Genomic DNA, 19728 nt, shown 5'->3' on the forward strand with positions numbered 1-19728 from the left:
TCACAGGCACGCGGTTCTCATCAGTGCTGGTCCTATCGCCCGGGAATGAATAGCGGTCTCCGAGTAGTCCGGCGCTGGACGTAAATAGGCGATTCCAGCCAACAACTGTCCTCATATCCCACTCTCGATGGCTGAGGGCTGCAAAGGGCCACTTAACCACCTCTTCAAGCTGGGGATGCTGCAGGGCAAGGTGCTTGCGCCGCTTGGGTGATAGCGACCGCAATCCCTGCCGATATGCACTGAACTCATCGCTGCGCATCATTAACGGACCATCTAGGCTCTGGCGCCGAAGAACATAGCGTGCCCTCAGCTCCTCCTCCCCGCCTTCCACCAGAGACCATGTATTCCAGAGAATCCTGGAGTGCAGCCTGTCCGATGCATCAGAGGCAGGACGACCTATATTGGAGCACTGCATCGCTTGGAGTGCTTGGCAAGCTTCGTGCAACTCCCCCATCGGAAACCTCCAAAAAAAGTAGACGTTGGAAGGGTAGTTTTGCTGGATGAAAAGGCTACGGTAGAGCGTTAGGGTTACCTGGAACCTAGCATCACTGGAGCGTACGTGAGCCTACCAAGTAAAGAGCCGGATGCATTGTCTGTGGCTTGGGTGGCGCAAACCTATGGCGGGCTGGTGCCGGCCAAAGACCTGTCGCGACTGCTCGGATTCAATAGCCCGGCAGCACTTAGGCGGGCAGCCGCCACAGGTCGTTTGCCAGTGACGCTGTTTCGTCCACAAGGTCGTCGCGGGTGGTTCGCTCACGCCGCCGATGTCAGCGCATACCTTCGATCTCAGGCACCTCAATTTCCGAGGGAGGCAGGCAGCCCATGACCTAGCCCAATCTAAACTTCCCTCGCCGGAAGTTGGAAAGAAAAAACCCGTGAGGTAGGACTCACGGGTTTTCAGGTCGGCGACTTTGCAGGTCTTGCCGATACTTTCCCCTTCCCTGACTCCCCTGTCAAGCCTGCGCAGGCCTGTCACGGGCACCTATGTCCGACTCGCCTGGTAAGGCTCGCCCAGGCATTTTGGACGGTGCTCCCGTGGGGTGCGCATGAGGAATCGGCATGTCCACAGACGCTCAATCTGGTGGCCTATCGTTTGAAGACCGTCACCAGCTTTACACCCGCATAAAGGCAAGTGAGCTCAGTATCCGGCAGATCGAGAGCATGGTTACCGGCAGCGGAACAAAGACTGTAGGCAAGGCGGCGCTAAGAAACGTTCGTGTTAGGCACAACTCAATCAAGAACGGTAGTGCGCGAACAGTTGAAAGCCACACGTGCGAGTTGGTCTTTGCCTATGAGCTTGAGCTTGATCCCGAGGTGCTGGGCTACTACGTACAAGTACCATGCCGCCGCGTGCAGCGCACCACGGCGTCCGGGCGCAATCACATCAGCACTGCACATGTGGATTTTCTTGTTTTTCGCAGGGACCACGTAGAGCTAGTGGAGTGCAAGCCGCTATCGTGGCTGGAGAGCCAACTGGGCCTTCCGGACTCCCTTTGGGTCAAGCAGGACGCGGTGTGGACCTATTCCCCCTACGCCCAATGGGCACAGCAGCATGGCCTGGTGTTCAGAGTCTGGGTACCGCCCACTCCAACCGGTGTGTACCTCCAGAACCTTGAAGCGTGCTACGCGGTAGCCGGTGATGCCCTTCAGCAACATGAAACTACCGCAGTATCCAAGGCAGCTGGGCTAATCGCCAAGCGCCCGCTTCTGCTGGACTGTCTCCTCGCCGAGGTGCCCGGATTCACACCGCGCCTAGCGCTTTGGATGCTGGGAAGATCGGCGGCCTTCGGTCCATGGCAGAGCACTCCCGTGGCTAGGACTGACCGCTTCCATCTGTATGGCACGAAGGAGCAGGCCAAGGAGGCGGACGAGCTACTGTTTGGAGCCATTGTCAAAGGTCAGTCGCAACCAGCTGTGGACGATCCATTGCTGGTCGCAACCGCTACCGACCTCCAGCGGGCACGCCAGCGACTCAGTAGGCTTGCGCTGATTGAGGCCGGAAGTCTGCCCGCAACACGACGGATGGGCGCTCTGCAGCGACAGGTTCGAAAGGCTGTTGCCGAAGGAAGATCCGCGCTTTCGGCTTGTCTTACCAAATATGCCTTTAGCGGAAACCGAGCATCGCGCCTGCTTCCGGAACACGAGCAAGCCATAGAGACCGTCATCGCGCTGCACTGGAACACCGGGAGGGTACATAGACCGAAGGACTTGCTCTATGTGTTCGAAGAGGAGTGCCTTCGGTTAGGAGTTGAGCCTTGCGGTAGGGGCCGACTGGATGCCAGACGAAGAAGCGAGAGCCCAACGCGCCATGCGCTATCCACGGGCGGCTTTCGCGCCTACCACGCGACGCGTACACGCACCGATCCTCGCCATCGCTCGCTACCTCCGATCGGATATGGCCACACACTGCACGTAGATTCGTCGGATCTGGATGTTCGCTGCGCTCCGAACCTGATTCACTGCTTCCCAGCAAGCAAAGCAAAGTTCTATATCGGCATAGACGGAGCGACGGGCTATCCGATGGCTCATGCATTGGTATTTGGCTCAGCAAGAACCGACGCCTTGGCATTGCTTATGCGTGAGTACGTCAAAAGGCAGGGCTTCCTGCCCAAGTTGATCCATCTGGATCGAGGGCCGGAGAACACTTCCCGCTGGCTACAAGATTTCTGCCATGGCGAGATCAGTCTAAGGTTCTCCCCAACGGCAGGCAGCGCCTGGAACGGCATTGCTGAGAACGCCATCAAGCAGGTCAACGAACAAGTAGCACAGCGATTCCCGGGAAGCACGCGGCCCGATCAGATGGGACGTAAGGTCGACGGCAGATTCAAGAGCCGAAACAATGCGAGGACGGACTTTGTCCGTGTGCACGAGGAGTTCCTGAAGTTCGTCTATCACGACCTTCCTATGACACCGGGGCCAGATGATACAACGCCAGCTGAGAAGAGGGTTGAGGCGCTCGCGGCCTACGGCGCTGTCGGAACACCGTGCGAATGGAACGATGGGTTCCTAATCAGAACCGCGATCAAGGTGGAGACCAAGAAGCGAATCGACCGCCAGCGTGGCGTACGCACTGCCGACGGTTGGTTCACCAGTGACGGGCTTTTACAAGCGCTGCGAACTGAGGATGCCAGTGAGATTCGTAGCGACTGCTGTGACCCAAATGTGATCTACGTGAAGGTTCGGGGGAGGTGGTTCAAGGCCTTCCACAACAAAGTGCAGAGCGATGCGCTTTTGTCGGATCAGGAGCGACTGTTTCATCTGCTCTGGGCACCCTCGTTGCGCTCACAATCGGCAAAAAGAAAAGAGGAAGTTGCCCGTGCTCGTCATTCGCGCCGAGCGCAGGCCCAAGCGGCAATGCCCGCAACAGAGCACCTTGCCCCGGTGCCAATGACCGGCAGCGATGAGAGGTTAGATATCGAACCAGTGCCACCTGCGATCGCACAGGACATCGTTCCGTTCGATGAACGGGAGGACTACTGATGAAGATGGTTCAGCACCCAGCCTACGAGGGCCCACGCAAGCAATTGCGAACGGCGCTCGACCGTCATAGGCCAGGACATATGGTGTTCATTATTGGGCCATCGGGCGTGGGCAAGACCACGATGAGGCGCTCGGTAATGCAGGAGATGTTTGGCAATCCAGCATGCTGGGATTGTGGGCAGATACCCCTGGTCGAGACATTCGCCACACTTCCTCACGGCGCGTACTTTAGTTCGCGTCAGCTCGCTGTCTCTATTCTCCAAGAGTTGCACGCGCCCACGTTGGCGTGGCTACTGGACGGAAGCTATCTCGGGGAGGATGCAAAACTGCGAATACGACGCGAGCTCGCCGCAGCAACATCGGAGTGGGCGTCCTTAGCGCGAACAAGGCAGACAGAAGGCGAGTACTGGGGGATGGTGCAGCGAAGCCTGAGAGCGCGTAGCTGCAAGTATGTGTCAATCGATCAGGTTACAGCGCTACTAGTCAACCACAGGGACAAGTCACCCGCTGACCACACCCTCCATCTAATGGCGATAGCTGAAGCCACAGGCGTGATGTTCGTTATGACTGGGGTGCACAAAGCCACGCAGTTGTGGTCGGTCAACTCCGAGTTGCGACGCCGAGTCACAACCGTTTGGGTGCCTCCATATAGTGATAGGCGTCGGGATGACAAACTGCCGTTCCTTCGTTTGCTCAAGTCATTGGCCACTCGCTACGGGCTATCACAGGATGATCTGCTAATCCGGATGGCCAACGATATCCTTGCCGCTACCGGCGGCGTATTCGCTGAGGTGGTCGAACTACTGGGGCGGGCAGATATTGCTGCGAAGCAGGAGGGATGCAACAGAATTCTCAAGCGACACATTGAGATCTCCTACTACGGAAGTGAGGATCTTAGGAATCTATGGCGGGACATCGACGCCTTTGAGATGAGCATGGTTGCCGGCAGTGTCACTGAGCGATCAGAGCATGTGAAGGCTCGCTGGGGATCTCCAACCTGAGGGAAGAAAATGGTGACTACCGACTCAAATCAGTTCCGGTGGGGCGCCGATGCAAGGAGGCGGCGCGACGATCTCGCGCGAAAACTGCACGCCAGGAGGCGGTTCGCGGCTGCATTAATCATTGCTATTGCACTCCTCTCCCACCTGGCGGAGCTGGCGGAATCCACCAGTCACGAGGGCCAACATATAGGCCCTTCGCAGGAAGGTGTAGAAGCGCTCGACAAAGCGGAGGATTTCTGATGGAACTTCTCCAGCACTCAGCATACAGAGGGCCGCGAGATCGACTGAGGGCAGCCCTAGACAATCACAGACCGGGGCATATGGTCTGCGTCATCGGTCCGTCCGGTGTAGGGAAGACCACGATGCGTCGGAGCGTTATGCGTGAGATGTTTGGGAATCCAAACCTGTGGGAAAAGGGGAAAGTTCCTGCCATCGAGACGTTTGCGTGCTTGCCAGTTGGAGCATATTTCAGTTCGCGATACCTCGCCCGCGAGTTGTTGCAAGAGCTTAACGCGCCGACTCTGACTTGGGCGCTGGAGGGCAGATCACCTCGGTCAAGTCCCCCTTCGGACATTCAAGCCGAAGTGCGCGACAGAGACCTTCAGCTTGGACGGTATCAACTCAGGCTCACCGAAGCGGAGTGTTGGTCGTCTGTAAGGCGGTCCATGATTGCGCGTGACTGCAAGTATGTCGCTATCGATCAAATATCAGCGCTTCTGGTGAATCACAAAGACAAGTCACCTGCAGACCATGCATTGCACTTGATGACGTTAGCAGAGTCCGCCGGGTCGATGCTGATAATGAGCGGAATCCACAGGGCAGTTCAACTCTGGTCGATCGGATCCGAGCTTCGCCGAAGTGTGACGTCTATATGGGTTCCGCCATATAGCGTTAGAAGAAAGGAGGACCGGGCTCCATTCTTGCGCCTCCTTATGTCGCTAAGCGAAAGGCACAATTTCTCTAAACAGGACCTATTGATTCGAATGGCGGCGGATCTACTGGTCGCGACGGGAGGTGTCTATGGAGAGGTGGCTCAACTTCTGTCGCGAGCTGCGGATGCGGCCAAGCAGGAAGGAAGCGAGCGGATCCTTAAACGTCACATAGAGGCCTCCTACTATTCAGACAACGATCTTGCCAACCTTTGGCGAGATATCGAGGAATTCGAGGATGCAATGGAGGCTGGAAGCGTCACAGCCAGAGCGAAACAGCTCAAGTCTAGTTGGGCCTTCTCTTATGGGGAGGTGTGCCGTGAAGTCTAGCATTCACCGATTTACCTGGTCGTCCTTGCCTCCACTTCAATTGAAGGGTGTGGGAACGTCGCGAGTTGAATCCTTGGAGCACTACGTTCTACGGCAAGCGTGGACAGTCGGCGTGACCATGGCTAATATGATGTCGATAGTCGGTCCAGCTATTGCTGGTGGGCGTAGAGGACAAGTCATGGGCTCGGGCAAGTATTGCGGTCCCAGCCGTGACTTCAGTCACCGTATCAGCACGCTCAAGATGCTGACCGCCCAGGACGACCTGCAGTGCGGCACATTCTGGGTTTTGGAGGACGTACTGGCAACCTACGGAGGAGGCCGAGACACAACGCGCCGCCGCTGGTGCCCAGTGTGCTACCGCGATTGGGACGATGATCTCTCATATGAGCCGCTATCGTGGATCGTCGACATTCAAGCTGAGTGTGACCTGCATAAATGCAAGCTCGAAACCACCTGTTCAAGGTGTGGCGCGGACCAGCCGAGCTCAACAGACTACCAGCGGCGCAGAAGATGCCACAAATGCAAGCAATCGCTTTCCGGTGATGGCGCCGCCGCAGCGATTACTGGCGACGAGGCATGGGGTCAGCAGCAGCTTGCATCCATAATCGAACTTTGCGCGACGCCCTCACAACCCCAGATTCCCTTCGAAAACTATGTTCGATTCGTGAAACTGCTCGTTGACGGCCATCCGATGAGGCGGGCATATCCTAACGCTCTCAAGGCGGAATTTTACCGCGCTACCAAGAACTTGACCAGGGGTCGGACGACCATTCGTGCCATTGTCAATCTCTGCGCTCTCCAGTCCATCTCAGCACGCGACATCTTGCTAAGCCCGGATGCGGCGGCTTCCGAGCCGCTGTTGGATCTTTGGTTTAGCTATGCAACGTTAAAGCTACCTGTTGGGAGGCATGCGGAGCGGCTCGAGCGATGTGCCAAATGCTTTTCAGATGTTCTGAAAGCATCCGAGAAAGACCACTATGTGCCGCAGATGAAAGTTGTACTTAGACGCTTCAGGCTCAATAGGCAGTTGCTAAGAGAGATGCACCTTGACGTCTACGAGGAGTACAAATTGAGATACGAAGAGCAAGGTCCGTACAGTCAAAGAGTTCACTTGAACAGGGCAATGGATCTTGCGCTACAGATGGTTGAAGGAGATGCAGACCAAGCAGGATCCCACCGCAAACTTCAGCAGGCAGCCAAGCAAATCGGCCAGCGATGCAATGTGTCGCTGGATGTGGGATTCTCGGTGATGCTCGGAGCACGAAACGTGCTGAAGGCGCTAAGTGAAAACCGCTTACGAAAACAGCCGTCTGGTGGCCGGCGACCACATAGCGTCGCCTAGCCCTCGCGGCCTCTGTCAATTTTCATTCGTCTCGTGAGCCAGTCCTAACTCGGCGCGAATACGCTTCAAGACCAGATCGCGCAACGGTCTACGGAGCGAACCATCAATGGCTGCGGCATAGATGTCATCATCTCGATCTCCGATGGGCAGGCCCTCCAAGCGTAGCGAAGCCTGAGCTTCAATGATTGCTTGGCGAAGCTGACTTCTACTGGCCATTGCCGCCCCGGAGGTTTAGCTGATTCTAGCGAGAGTTCACATGACGAGGGTTTGCCATGAGGGCTCTAATCCTTCGGATCCGACGCAACTTTGACCTAACGCCGTTGCTTTCGGTGACGCTAGTAGGCTGTACCGCTCGACACCGGCGTCTCTTGGAACTTGGTGAAGTGACCGAGTTGCCTAGGATCGCAGCGGCCCGAAGCTATCCCGGCCGCATTGGCCCTGATCCAGGTCCGCTTCTGGCCAGAAGCGGATACTGCAAACATTGCTGCCTGAGCGCACTCTCCAAAGGCAAGGGGAGCGCCTGCTGTTCGCCCGCTGTCACATCAACTGCGACTAGCTGAAATCTTTGATCGCCTACCTGGGAGGGCATTCCGCGCACCAGCATCCTGTTCGATCTGATGACTAATGATTCTCAGGACTTGCTGCGGTACCGGTGTACGGCTGCCCCGCTATCACTACTTGATCAGGAAGTCATTCAGTGATTTTCCGCTTGCTACCAGCTCGGCTATCCATCGCGGTTGCCGCCCTCGACCGGACCACGTCTGGCCGCGCACTGCAGGATTGCGGTACTTGGGGGCGGTGTTGGGCACTGTCGATTTGGCAGACCTCCGATCACCTCGCTTCTTGGCGGTTTCAGAGGGCACGATCACTGAAGCGCCGTAGAGTTCCTCTATCGTGTATCCATGATCCTTGACGTACTTGTTGATCTTGGCGCGCATCGCTGTGGCCTTAGGGCGTGACAGCACTTTGGACTGCTGCTTCTCCGCCTGAGCAATCAGTGAGCGAAGTTCCTTGGCAGAAAGGCCGCTGATATCAATAGTCATGAATTCTTCCCCGCTGTCGAGGCCCTAGCCTATTCTCAAATGACATTGCGTGTCACTCCACATCCACTATGAGTCGCTCAATCACAGGATCGACTACTAAAAAGTGGATCGTGTTAGCTACTTTCTCACTACACATGATTTTTACGTGGCATATGGAACTGAGGACTAAAGACGCGCCGTGAGTGATTGCTGTGGCGTCGCCAAGAGTTCTTTGAGATCGCCAGTTTGAGGCATTGGATCAATCGACGTTAGACTCAAGTGCTTTCCGTAGCAGATCAGGGAGGCAAGGCGCATAACCGTGAGATCAATTCCCTTCATTGTCGCTGCCGCGTTGGCGGGAACTTCGCTGGCTGCAGATGCTTCTGAGGATAACCTCCATAGAGATCCTTACTTTGATCCAGGAGGCGCCGTCAGGTTCAACTATGGCTGGCTCGACTACGGGCCGACCAGCCGCCTGCAGCTTGAACTGCTGCGCGCAGACCTTGACGCTGGATCCGGACCGTTTTCCTTCTCTGCCCAGTACCGCTGGTACGATGGTTTCGACGCCGTGCATCACGCGTACGCGGGCTGGCAGTTCTCCGATGTTACCCAGCTGAAGGCAGGTATCCAGCAAGTCCCGTTCGGGCTGCTCCCTACCGTTTCGCAGAGTTTCTGGTTCGGCTCCGGCTACTACCTGGGCGTCGAGGATGATTACGATCCGGGCCTTGTAGTGATTCACCGCAGCGGCAGCACAACCTGGCATCTTGGCTGGTTCTCCGGAGACGAATACGGGTCCGGGGCTCGCTACGATCGCTACTCCTTTGATGTCGCGCAGACCGAGGCGTTGCCGTATCGCGAGCGGCAACGACTGCATGCACGCGTGGAGAGCGCGCGCGACTGGGGCGGCGGCGAACTGTTGCTGGGCGCATCAGCGTTTGCTGGCAAGGTGCAGAACACTCAGACACGGCGTCACTACGGTCATCAGGGCGCTGCCCTCCATGCACAGTGGCAGCGCGATGGTTGGACCGCGCAGCTGCAGTGGGCGCGGTACCGGTATGACGTGCCCGGAGATCGCATCGCAATGTCGGCGTTCCAATCCCCCTTCCAGGTTGCAGCGCAGGCGGATGTGCCAAGCGCCAACATCGCCTATTCGTTCGGCCAGAAGGGCTGGCTGGATGACATCACCTGCTATAACAACCTCAGCATGACCCGCCCGGTCGGGCACCGCGCGGGCCTTCGTGATTCGTGGCAGAACGTGACCGGTTGCAGCCTGCAGAAAGGCATCATGCTCACCTATGTCGACTGGATCGCTGGCCGCAACATGTGGTTTGCTGGTGGTGATGGTATCGGCATCGACGAAGGAGGCCCTTCCAGCTGGCATTCGCGGCTGAACCTCAATATCGGCTTCTACTTCTGATCGGCCTCGCGCAAGCCGCAGGTTCTTCCACCCAATAACACGGAGGTATCCATGCAGAGCACGGCTCCGCAACATCCCCCCGTTCGCCAGCGGATCCTTCCGCAGGTGTTCATTCCCACGGCAGCCATCGTCATCGCGCTGCTCGCGCTTGCCGCCTTCGCGCCCGAAATGGCCACGCGGTGGTTCACCGCGGCCAAGTCATGGGCAGCCAATGATGCAGGTTGGTTCACCATCCTTGCAGTAGCCGGCTTCCTGGTCTTCGTTGTCGGCGTCGCCATCAGCAGTTACGGCCGCATCAAGCTCGGCCCTGACCACAGTACGCCGGACTACAGCTACGGCTCCTGGTTCGCCATGTTGTTCGCTGCCGGCATGGGCATCGGTCTGATGTTCTTCGGCGTTGCCGAGCCCATCATGCACTACGCCACGCCGCCGGTTGGTTCGCCCGAGTCGGCCGCCGCTGCCCGCCAGGCGATGCGCATCACGTTCTTCCACTGGGGCATCCACGCATGGGCGATCTACGCTGTGGTGGCGCTGTCGCTGGCGTACTTTGCGTACCGACACAATCTCCCGCTGCGTGTCCGCTCCGCGCTGTATCCGCTCATCGGCGACCGTATCCACGGCCCGTTGGGACATGCCGTAGACACGTTTGCCGCGCTGGGTACCATCTTCGGCCTTGCCACCTCGCTGGGGCTGGGCGTCATGCAGATCAACGCCGGCCTGAACTACCTGTTCGGCCTGGAGGTCAGTACGCTCGCCCAGGTTGGCTTGATCACCGTCATCACACTGGTGGCCACCGGATCGGTCGTGGCTGGCCTGGACAGCGGCGTACGCAGGTTGTCCGAGCTCAACATGATCCTGGCGGCGGCGCTGCTGGCCTTCGTGCTGGTCTGTGGACCCACCGTTCACCTGATGCAGGCGCTGGTGCAGAACACCGGCATGTACGTTTCCCAGCTGTTCTCGATGACCTTCAACCTTTATGCCTACGAACCCACTGGTTGGCTGGGTGGCTGGACGCTGTTCTACTGGGGCTGGTGGATTGCGTGGTCGCCCTTCGTTGGCATGTTCATCGCGCGCATCTCACGTGGACGCACCGTCCGTGAGTTCGTGGTGGGGGTGCTGCTCGTACCGCTTGGCTTCACATTCCTGTGGATGACCATCTACGGCAACACCGCGTTGCACATGGTGCGGGCGGAGGGCATACAGCAGTTGGTGCAGGCGGTCTCAACCGACAGCTCGATGGCGCTCTTCGAGTTCCTGGAGCACCTGCCGCTGACCATGCTGACCTCTTCGCTGGCGGTCATCCTGGTTGCGCTGTTCTTCGTAACCTCAGCGGACTCCGGTGCCCTGGTAATCGACATGCTCACCTCGAAGGGTGAGCAGGAATCGCCGGTCTGGCAGCGGATCTTCTGGGCGCTGCTGGTCGGCGGCCTGGCGATTGCATTGCTGGTGGCTGGCGGGCTGGAATCGTTGCAGGCTGCCACCATTGCCAGCGCGTTGCCATTTACGATCGTCATGATCCTGATGTGCTGGGGACTGCTGAAGGCCATGCATCTGGATGCCACCAAGCGCTCGATCCTGCGCGAGGCACGTATCCTACCGGGTACCAGCGAGGATTGGCGGGCGCGCCTGCGCCTGCTGGCGCACAACCCGTTGAAGATCGAGGTGACCGGCTTCATCGAGCAGCGCGTCATTCCTGCATTGGAAGAGGTTGCCGCTGAGCTTCGCAAGCAGGATCTGCCGGTCCAGGTCTCCAAGGGAGAGGATGGTCGTGCGTGGCTACAGGTTGGCCATGGCGAGGAGATGGACTTCTTCTACTCCGTACGGCCCCAGCCCTATGAGCCGCCGACGTTCGCCCTGCAGGATCCCCGTCGGCCGGTCAGCGAGGGCACCCGTCATTACCGTGCGGAGGTCTATCTGCGGGAGGGCGGGCAGGACTACGACGTCATGGGGTGGACCAAGGTTCAGCTCATCCACGATGTGCTCGATCAGTACGAACGCCACCGTCAGTTCCTGGACAAGGTGCGCTCGTAGAATCCGTACACAGATGCCGCCCGGAGGGGCGGCATCTGCCTTGGGCCGGGCATGACCCTGCCTTTGACGTGGCCTCGGCACCCGACCGTGCTATTGATGGTCGAACTGCTCAGGAAGTAGCCCATGCTCAGCCGACTGAGGCTCGCAGCCAGCAAAGTTACCAAGCGGATGTGGTTCCGTTCGACCCTGTATGGCGCCCTAGGCATCATCACGGCGTTGGCCGGCGCGTTCCTGAAGTTCCTCATTCCCGTTGGCCTTGCCGCACGGATCGGCGCAGATTCCGTCGGCAACATCCTTGGCATACTTGCCGCGTCAATGCTGACGGTCACCACCTTCTCGCTGTCCACCATGGTCTCGGCATACGGCTCCGCATCCAGCAGCGCCACCCCGCGCGCGGCCCGCCTGCTGATCGAAGACGCCCGGGCCCAAGGTGCGCTGGCCACCTTCATTGGTGCCTTCCTGTTCTCGATCGTCGGCCTCATCGCGCTCAGCACCGGCATCTACGGAGACAGCGGCCGGCTTGTCTTGTTCGGGGCAACCATCGCGGTCATCATCGTCATCACAGTGACGTTGCTCCGGGCTATCGAGCAGTTCTCACGCTTTGGCCGCGTTGGCGAAACCATCGATCTGGTGGAGCGGGCGACCAAAGCAGCAATGAAGCGCCGCGCCGAGGAGCCTCGGCTCGGCGGAGCCAGTGCGGTCCCGGTAGGGAAGGGGGCGATACTGCTGGTTGGCGATCAAATTGCCTACGTTGAACATGTGGACGTCGCCCGGATTGACGGCATTGCACAAGAACATGATCTGCGAGTTCATCTGCTCTGCCAGCCGGGTACGTTCGCGACCCCAGCCCGTCCCTTGATAGCCATTGAAGGGAATCCACTTCCGGACGTGCAGAGTGAAGTGATCTCAGCCATCTCCTTCAGTGACGCGCGCTCCATCGAGAATGACCCACGGTTCGGGCTGGTCGTGCTTGCGGAAATTGCCCAGCGAGCCATGTCACCTGCGGTGAACGACCCTGGCACCTGCATCGACGTCATCGGGACCTGTGTCAGGCTGCTCTGTGCATGGGCCAGCCACACCGGGGACGCTGCGACGTGTGAAGTGCTCTATCCGCGTGTGCACGTGCAGTGCCTCGATGTCCGCGACATGTTCGAGGATGCATTCACACCAATCTCCAGGGATGCCGCCGGCTCGCTGGAGGTCAACATCCGGCTGCAGAAGGCCTTCGTAGCGTTGGCAGGGTCCTCGAATGAAGCGACAAGAGTCGCATCACAGGCGCATGCCCGCATTGCGTTGGAGCGCGGCCTATTGGGCATGGATTTCGAAGCTGATCGCAAGGCGCTTCGAGCCGTCGTATCTTATTTGACTCTGGAAGATGTGGACCAACGTTCGTAGTATCTTCCTATCAATGCCTTTGAAGCGCTGCGCTGGCTATCAGTACTCGGCTGTGGTCTGGAACACATACGGTCAGCTCACCTTCCACAGCATGTATGCGGCAGTAATGAAGATCAGTACTGCAAATACCGTGTTCAGAGCTCCACGATAGCTGGCAAGCTTCGTCGAAATTGCTGCTCCTGCAGTACCGCCAGCCATCCCGGCAACGACGAACACTGCCGCGAGCTTCCAGTTGATCAGGCCTGCATGCGCGTAGTTCAGTGCGGTGGTCATGCCGAATGCGGCGACGGCGAGGAGCGAGCTTCCGACTGCGGCAATGATCGGCATTCCCGTCGCGGCCACAAGTGCGGGCACGATGAGGAAACCTCCGCCAATGCCAAAGAAGCCAGAAAGCCCACCGGCAGTGGCGCCCAGCCCAATCAGTGCGGGTGCATTGCGTCTGCCGAGCCGAGCGTCCGCGAAGCCAAGCGTGTTGCGCCTGCGAAGCATGGCGATGCCGACAATGACCATGACCACAGCAAACAGCGCCAACAGCCTGTTGCCGTCGAACGCCTTGCCCAAGCTGGAACCCAGGTAGGCGCCCGCGATCCCCGCCAGGGCGAAGACCGAGGCACAGGGCCAACGAACATTCCCTCTACGGGCATGTATCACCAGATTCGACACCGCGTTGACCGCCACTGCCAGGGCGCTGGTACCGATAGCCACATGCGGATCTTCCACTCCGACCACGTAGAGCATCAGTGGTACCGCCAGGATGGATCCGCCTCCGCCAACCACGCCGAGGACGAAGCCGACCAGGACGCCAGACAGGCCGCCCAGCACCCACTGCAGCATAGATAGCGTTTCCATATGTCAGTCGGCGGACGCCGGACCTTGCTGCAGCCGTGTTGCGATGGAGGAAAGGTCGTAGCCTGCGTCCGAGGCAACAGACAGGACGTGGGCAAACGCCGCTCCGTTGTGAACGACTTCCGACAGCGCCCAAAGCATCGCAGCGCGGGTGCCGGTTCTGCAATACGCGGCAATAGGGCGTGGCAGCGCGTCGATCAACTTGGCAAAGGTATGCACCTGATCATCGGTAATGACACCAGGCACTACCGGAAGATAGGCAAATTGCATGCCCGCCTGTTGGCAGGCAGCCTGCAGCGCATGGTGACTGGGCTGCTCCGGCTGTTCGTCGTCGGGCCGATTGCAGATCACGCTCCCAAAGCCCTGCTCCTTCAGAGCTTCAATATCCTCTGGCAGGAGCTGACCGGATACCTTGAGGTAGGCAGAGAGTGGCTTGAGGTTCATGGTTGTCCCGTAGTTGCAGTGGGGCGATGAATGAGGCCATGCAGGATCACGCCTGCGATCATTGCCGTGGTGAAGATGATCGCGAAGGGCTGGCCGGTTCCCAGCAACGCGATGGCAGGGCCGGGACACACTCCGGCCAGTCCCCATCCCAGGCCGAATATCGCCGCACCGATCACAAGGCGCCGATCGATGATGCGATGGGTGGGAATGTGCAGCGATGCGGCAAGCAGCGGCGTTCTGCGGGCGCGTATCCACAAGTAGGCTGCGCTGGATGGGATCAGTGCGCCCAGCATGACCAGCGCCAGAGAAGGGTCCCAGGCGTCGCTCACATTAAGGAAAGCAAGCACGCGGGCTGGGTTGGCCATATCGGATACGACCAGTCCCAGTCCGAAGAGTGCGCCGCACAGGAACGCGGCGAGACGGGTCATGCCGTGCCTCCCGCCACAATCGGTACTAGGGTCGCCGTGGCCATGCCCATGAGCATGAACACGCAGGTAGCCATCGCCGACCGAGGCGATGCCCGGCCCAGGCCGCAGACACCGTGCCCACTGGTACAGCCAGCGCCAAGGCGAGTTCCGTAACCCACCAGCAGTCCGGCAATCACCAATACCACTGCTCCGTTTGCGGAGAGCGCCGGCAATAGTATGGGCCTGGCCGCCAATGCCAAGCCTGACGCCAGGGCAAGTCCTGCCATGAACAGGGCTGCACTCCCGCGTCCGCCGTCACCCGGCATGCCCAGTGTCTTGGCAAGCAGACCCGAGATGCCGGCAACGCGGCCGAGAAGGACCAGATAGGCACCGGCCGCTGTTCCGATCATGGCACCGCCAGCGAGCGGCCAGTACCAGGCCAAATGAGAGAGCGTCATAGCAGGTCCACCGGCAGCTTGAGGTAGCGCACGCCGTTGTCCTCGGGTTCGGGCAGATGGCCGGCGCACATGTTGACCTGCACTGACGGCAGGATCAGCCGTGGCATCGGAAGCGTGGCATCACGAGCCTCCCGCAGTTCCACAAACATGGCTTCGCTCACGCCCTCGTGCACATGCATGTTTGTTGTCCTTTCGGCACCGATGGTTGTTTCCCATGCGAAATGGTCCCGGCCGGTGGCTTTGTAGTCATGGCACAGGAATACGCGGGTGGCGTCGGGTAGGGACAGCAGGCGCTGGATCGAGCGATACAACTGGCGAGCCGAACCACCTGGAAAGTCGCATCGGGCGGTGCCGTAGTCCGGCATGAACAGCGTATCTCCAGGAAACACGGCGTCGCCGATCACGTACGCCAGACAAGCGGGAGTGTGGCCTGGCACGTGCAGCGACATAGCCTGCAGATTACCGATTCGGAAGGAGGCACCGTCGGCGAACAGGCGATCGAACTGGCTGCCATCCCGCTTGAATGCAGTACCGGCATTGAAGACCTTGCCGAAGGTTTCTTGGACTGCGGTGATGTGTTCGCCAATAGCCAGCGCGCCTCCCACCTGCTCCTGCAGCCATGGAGCCGCGGACAGGTGGTCGGCATGCGCGTGGGTTTCCAGCAACCATTGCACCTGCAGGCGCTCGGCACGCACGTAGTCCACCAACGCCGATGCGGAGGAAGTGGACGTGCGGCCTGCGGCCATGTCGAAGTCCAGGACGCTGTCGATGACGGCGCACGCTGAAGAAGTTGGATCGCGTACGACGTGGCTGGCAGTAAACGTAGCAGGATCAAAGAACGTCTTCACGGAAGGCGAGGGAAGCAGGCCGGCACGCGCATCGCTGACTAGGCGCACAGCCTGCTCCAGGGGGGCGTCTGTCTCTACGGATGGGATCATGACTGGCTCCAGGAGGCTTCGTGGCCTGAGAATTACATAGTTACCTAATATGTGCAACTATTGAAGCATGCTAGATTGGACGGGCCACCCATGGTGTTCGCATCACCTCAGCCGCCCAAGTTGCCATTGCCTGTGACCAGCCCCCCATTCAGCCCGTCTGACCTAGCCACGATGAAGGAGCGCGTGCCCGAAGTGGCCGAGTTGCTGCGCTTCATGGCCACCCCCTCGCGCCTGTTGCTGCTATGCCAGCTCGCGCAAGGTGAAATGACGGTGGGCGGACTTGAGGACGCAACTGGCATTCGACAGCCGGCGCTCTCCCAGCAACTGGCCGAACTCCGCCAACGAAAGCTTGTAGCGACCCGGCGGGAATCGCGGTCGATCATCTACCGCATGGCAGACCCGCGCGTTGCAGCACTGCTGGGCGCGATGCATGGGATTTTCTGTGCGGACGATGCATCAACTTGAAGTGGCCTAAGGCGTCCTAGAAGGGACGAGCTAGACTCACTGACCTAGGGGAATTTAGGCCATTGGCGTAGTCTGCCCCAAAACCAATTGACCGCAGCAGGCTCGAGGTCTGCTGCGGTCTAGGGATGTTTATCAGGGATGGGGTGGATGTCTGCTTATGGCCGATAGCGGGACATAGGACCCGTGGCGAATGTCCACCTGTTCTTTGGCGATTCGGTCAGAGCTCAATTCAGTCTGATCAACTGCCTACCAGCTTGTCGACCTCGCCTGCGAAATGATCTTGGGATCTGGGAAGCTACCCATTGAGAATGCACCGAGGCGACCGCAATGCCGGATTTCCCCTCAGGCGCTATGCCGGCCTACAATAGACCGTCAAATACCTAACGGATCGGCTAGCGATGACTCCACCCTGAGGCTTGATTGAAGAAGCGATCCAGACACTTAGGTCTGGAAGGGTGCCTGTTTCTTTAGTTTGGCGCGCACGGCTGTGCGCGGAGATCATTTCCTATGTCTGCAATTTATCCCCTGCGCCAGCAATGGCTCGGTAACATCCGTGGTGACCTGCTGTCGGGCATCGTCGTTGCGCTAGCCCTGATTCCTGAGGCAATCGCGTTTTCCATCATCGCCGGCGTCGACCCAAAGGTAGGTTTGTATGCCTCGTTCTGCATCGCCGTCATCACCGCCATCGCCGGTGGCCGCCCTGGCATGATCTCGGCTGCGACCGGCGCCATGGCGTTGGTGATGGTTACGCTGGTGCGCGAGCACGGCATCCAGTATCTGTTTGCCGCCACCATCCTGGCCGGCGTGCTGCAGATGCTGGCCGGCGCCCTGCGGTTGGGCTCGCTGATGCGCTTTGTGTCGCGCTCGGTGGTGACCGGATTTGTGAATGCACTGGCGATTCTCATTTTCATGGCGCAGCTTCCCGAGCTCATCGGCATGCCGTGGATGGTGTATGCGATCTGTGCTGTGGGTCTGGCAATCATCTACCTGCTGCCGCTGCTGACCAAAGCCGTTCCTTCGGCATTGGTGGCGATCGTGGTTCTTACGGCCGCTTCCATGTATTTCGGCTTCCAGGTACGCACCGTAGGCGACATGGGGGCGCTGCCTGACAGCCTGCCGTCGTTCCTGATTCCGGACGTGCCATTCACCTGGGAAACACTCCAGATCCTGCTGCCGGTTTCGGCGACTTTGGCGGTCGTTGGCTTGTTGGAATCGCTGATGACCGCGCAGATCGTCGAAGACATGACCGATACCCCGAGCCAGAAGAATCGCGAATGTGCGGGCCAAGGCTTGGCTAACACCGTAACGGGCTTCTTTGGGGGCATGGCAGGCTGTGCAATGATCGGCCAGTCGGTGATCAACATCACTTCCGGTGGCCGAGGCCGTCTCTCCTGCCTGGTGGCCGGCGTGGTTCTGCTCCTCCTCGTTGTTTATGGGTCAAACCTGGTAAGTCAGATTCCAATGGCCGCACTGGTCGCGGTGATGATCATGGTCAGCATCGGAACCTTCAGCTGGCGCTCGCTGCGCGAGCTGGCCGTTCATCCCAAGAGCTCTTCAATTGTGATGGTTGGGACGGTCATCGTGACCGTGGCTACCCACGACCTTGCCAAGGGCGTGTTGACAGGCGTGGTCCTGTCGGCCGTGTTCTTCACCCGCAAGGTCGGAAAGATGCTGAGCATCGACGACACCCAGGTCGACATCGACTCGCGCGTCTACGTTGTGAGGGGGCAGGTGTTCTTTGCGTCTGCCGGACAGTTCGTGAGCAGCTTCAACTATCTGGATGTCCCCAAGAACGTCAAAATCGATCTGAAGGACGCCCACTTCTGGGACCTGACCGCCGTTGATGCGCTCGACAGGGTAGTGATGAAGCTGCGCGAGCACGGCGCGACCGTTGAAGTGTTCGGTCTCAACGATGCAAGTGAGACCTTGGTTGATCGCCTGGGAAAGCACCGTACGCCAGGCGCCGCGCTGTCGTCGAGTCATTGAATGAGCGAAGCGGGCACCGAAAGGTGCCCGCCCTGTGCAGCAGATCCCCAACGTGGTACCGGGTGCCATGGACATTCCCACGGCCGCCAAGCTCAACGATCCGGCCGCGCAGCCACACCGGCCACGCATCCTTATCCTGTACGGGTCGCTGCGGCCGCAGTCGTTCAGTCGCAAGCTGGCGCTGGAGGCGCAGCGGCTGCTGGAGCAGTTTGGGGCGGAAACCCGCTTGTTCGATCCACATGATCTGCCGATGCTTGACTCGGTGCCAGCCAGCCACCCCAAGGTGCAGGAGCTGCGCCAGGCCTCGCTGTGGTCGGAAGGACATGTGTGGGTCAGCCCGGAACGCCACGGCACCCTTACGGCGGTATTCAAGAACCAGATCGACTGGCTGCCGCCCGAAGAGGGCAGCGTTCGCCCCACCCAGGGCCGTACGTTGGCCGTGATGCAGGTCTGCGGCGGTTCCCAGTCGTTCAACGTGGTCAACGCGCTGCGCGTGCTCGGCCGGTGGATGGGGATGGTGACAATTCCCAACCAGTCCTCGGTGGCCAAAGCCTGGTAGGAGTTCGATGACGACGGTCGAATGAAGCCTTCGGTGTACTACGATCGCGTGGTGGACGTGATGGAGGAACTGGTCAAGTTCACCCTGCTGGTGCGCGGGCGTAGTGACTACCTGGTGGACCGCTACAGCGAGCGCAAGGGGGCCGTCGAGGCAGCAGCGCTGGCCGCTGCCGCAGGCGTGGTGGAGACCGTTTTGAACCAGAAGGAAAGTGCGTGAGCGCTGTCATCTATCACAACCCAAAGTGCGGCACCTCGCGCAATGCCCTAGCGCTGATCCGCTTTGCCGGGATCGAGCCGGAAGTGATCGACTACCTGGCCAACCCACCCAGCCGTGCGCGCCTGGTCGATCTCATTGCGGCGGCGGGATTGAGCGTGCGCGATGCCATCCGGCAGAAGGGAACGCCGTATGACGAACTCGGGCTAGGCGACGCAGCACTGAGCGAGGAAGCGCTGCTTGATGCGATGCTGGCGCACCCGATACTCATCAATCGTCCTTTCGTACAGACCGATAGGGGTACTCGTCTGTGTCGGCCTTCGGAAGTGGTACTGGAGATCCTGCCGCCGCTGCCCGGGCCTTTCCGAAAGGAAGATGGAGAGTTGGTGACCGGGCACCCGGGAAGCTCGACGCCGTGATCCCAATGCCAGGCTTGGCTCGCCACCGCTGAGAACCACAGGAGGT

General features: G+C 59.4%; 17 protein-coding genes and 2 pseudogenes. 13 read left to right on the forward strand and 6 right to left on the reverse strand.

What is annotated here, in order from left to right:
• Positions 1-1059: 1059 nt before the first annotated feature.
• The 6 genes and pseudogenes from ACTT2I_RS18685 to ACTT2I_RS18710 all read left to right on the forward strand — a co-directional run bounded on the left by ACTT2I_RS18685 (position 1060) and on the right by ACTT2I_RS18710 (position 7082).
• Positions 1060-3480, forward strand: coding sequence for an integrase catalytic domain-containing protein (locus ACTT2I_RS18685; RefSeq protein WP_080355801.1), 2421 nt, complete (start codon positions 1060-1062; stop codon positions 3478-3480).
• Between the two features lie 80 nt (positions 3481-3560).
• Positions 3561-4058: pseudogene (locus ACTT2I_RS18690) on the forward strand (AAA family ATPase); the annotation flags it as partial.
• Positions 4059-4226: 168 nt separating this feature from the next.
• Positions 4227-4481: a hypothetical protein gene (locus ACTT2I_RS18695; protein ID WP_229302317.1), complete on the forward strand. Its 255-nt coding sequence runs from the start codon at positions 4227-4229 to the stop codon at positions 4479-4481.
• 9 nt (positions 4482-4490) lie between these two features.
• On the forward strand, positions 4491-4721 hold the full coding sequence (locus ACTT2I_RS18700) for a hypothetical protein (protein WP_049441713.1): 231 nt from the start codon (positions 4491-4493) through the stop codon (positions 4719-4721).
• 80 nt (positions 4722-4801) lie between these two features.
• Entirely contained in the window at positions 4802-5740 is a 939-nt protein-coding gene (locus tag ACTT2I_RS18705) for an ATP-binding protein (protein ID WP_258390958.1), read from the forward strand.
• 178 nt (positions 5741-5918) lie between these two features.
• Entirely contained in the window at positions 5919-7082 is a 1164-nt protein-coding gene (locus ACTT2I_RS18710) for a hypothetical protein (RefSeq protein WP_146256390.1), read from the forward strand.
• Positions 7083-7756: 674 nt separating this feature from the next.
• On the opposite strand, the gene ACTT2I_RS18715 is transcribed toward ACTT2I_RS18710, so the two are convergent.
• Positions 7757-8125, reverse strand: a complete 369-nt coding sequence (locus ACTT2I_RS18715; protein ID WP_075675701.1) for an H-NS histone family protein — start codon at positions 8123-8125, stop codon at positions 7757-7759.
• A 298-nt stretch (positions 8126-8423) separates the two neighbouring features.
• On the opposite strand from ACTT2I_RS18715, the gene ACTT2I_RS18720 reads away from it, so the two are divergent.
• The 3 genes from ACTT2I_RS18720 (at position 8424) to ACTT2I_RS18730 (ending at position 12947) form a co-directional block, all read left to right on the forward strand.
• Positions 8424-9521 (forward strand): hypothetical protein, encoded by a 1098-nt coding sequence (locus tag ACTT2I_RS18720; protein WP_049441715.1) that lies wholly within the window; start codon positions 8424-8426, stop codon positions 9519-9521.
• 51 nt (positions 9522-9572) lie between these two features.
• A complete protein-coding gene (locus tag ACTT2I_RS18725; RefSeq protein ID WP_049441717.1) occupies positions 9573-11552 on the forward strand; it encodes a BCCT family transporter in 1980 nt (659 codons plus the stop codon).
• 123 nt (positions 11553-11675) lie between these two features.
• A complete protein-coding gene (locus tag ACTT2I_RS18730; protein WP_049441718.1) occupies positions 11676-12947 on the forward strand; it encodes a DUF2254 domain-containing protein in 1272 nt (423 codons plus the stop codon).
• 72 nt (positions 12948-13019) lie between these two features.
• Here ACTT2I_RS18730 and ACTT2I_RS18735 read toward each other — a convergent pair whose 3' ends face one another.
• Genes ACTT2I_RS18735 through ACTT2I_RS18755 form a run of 5 tightly spaced genes read right to left on the reverse strand, consistent with a single transcriptional unit; the run spans position 13020 to position 16040 of the window.
• Positions 13020-13781, reverse strand: a complete 762-nt coding sequence (locus ACTT2I_RS18735) for a sulfite exporter TauE/SafE family protein (RefSeq protein ID WP_049441719.1) — start codon at positions 13779-13781, stop codon at positions 13020-13022.
• An 18-nt stretch (positions 13782-13799) separates the two neighbouring features.
• Complete coding sequence (locus ACTT2I_RS18740; protein ID WP_049441720.1) at positions 13800-14237, reverse strand: TIGR01244 family sulfur transferase; 438 nt, start codon at positions 14235-14237, stop codon at positions 13800-13802.
• Positions 14234-14665 (reverse strand): YeeE/YedE family protein, encoded by a 432-nt coding sequence (locus tag ACTT2I_RS18745; RefSeq protein ID WP_049441722.1) that lies wholly within the window; start codon positions 14663-14665, stop codon positions 14234-14236. The genes ACTT2I_RS18740 and ACTT2I_RS18745 overlap by 4 nt, the downstream gene beginning before the upstream one ends.
• Entirely contained in the window at positions 14662-15102 is a 441-nt protein-coding gene (locus tag ACTT2I_RS18750) for a YeeE/YedE family protein (RefSeq protein WP_080355804.1), read from the reverse strand. The genes ACTT2I_RS18745 and ACTT2I_RS18750 overlap by 4 nt, the downstream gene beginning before the upstream one ends.
• A complete protein-coding gene (locus ACTT2I_RS18755; protein WP_239683842.1) occupies positions 15099-16040 on the reverse strand; it encodes an MBL fold metallo-hydrolase in 942 nt (313 codons plus the stop codon). Before ACTT2I_RS18755 ends, ACTT2I_RS18750 begins: the two co-directional genes overlap by 4 nt.
• 171 nt (positions 16041-16211) lie before the next feature.
• Between ACTT2I_RS18755 and ACTT2I_RS18760 the strand changes: the two genes are divergently transcribed.
• The 4 genes and pseudogenes from ACTT2I_RS18760 (at position 16212) to arsC (ending at position 19682) form a co-directional block, all read left to right on the forward strand.
• A complete protein-coding gene (locus ACTT2I_RS18760; protein WP_049441866.1) occupies positions 16212-16505 on the forward strand; it encodes an ArsR/SmtB family transcription factor in 294 nt (97 codons plus the stop codon).
• Positions 16506-17012: 507 nt separating this feature from the next.
• Entirely contained in the window at positions 17013-18491 is a 1479-nt protein-coding gene (locus tag ACTT2I_RS18765) for a SulP family inorganic anion transporter (protein ID WP_049441724.1), read from the forward strand.
• Between the two features lie 67 nt (positions 18492-18558).
• Positions 18559-19266: pseudogene (gene arsH, locus ACTT2I_RS18770) on the forward strand (arsenical resistance protein ArsH).
• Positions 19263-19682 carry an arsenate reductase (glutaredoxin) gene (gene arsC / locus ACTT2I_RS18775; RefSeq protein ID WP_049441725.1) on the forward strand — a complete coding sequence of 140 codons (420 nt, stop codon included), beginning with the start codon at positions 19263-19265 and terminating at the stop codon, positions 19680-19682. Before arsH ends, arsC begins: the two are co-directional and overlap by 4 nt.
• The last annotated feature ends 46 nt before the right edge of the window (positions 19683-19728 follow it).

It is taken from the genome of Stenotrophomonas sp. PUT21 (assembly GCF_052232875.1).
In the GTDB taxonomy this organism is placed as follows: domain Bacteria; phylum Pseudomonadota; class Gammaproteobacteria; order Xanthomonadales; family Xanthomonadaceae; genus Stenotrophomonas; species Stenotrophomonas maltophilia_N.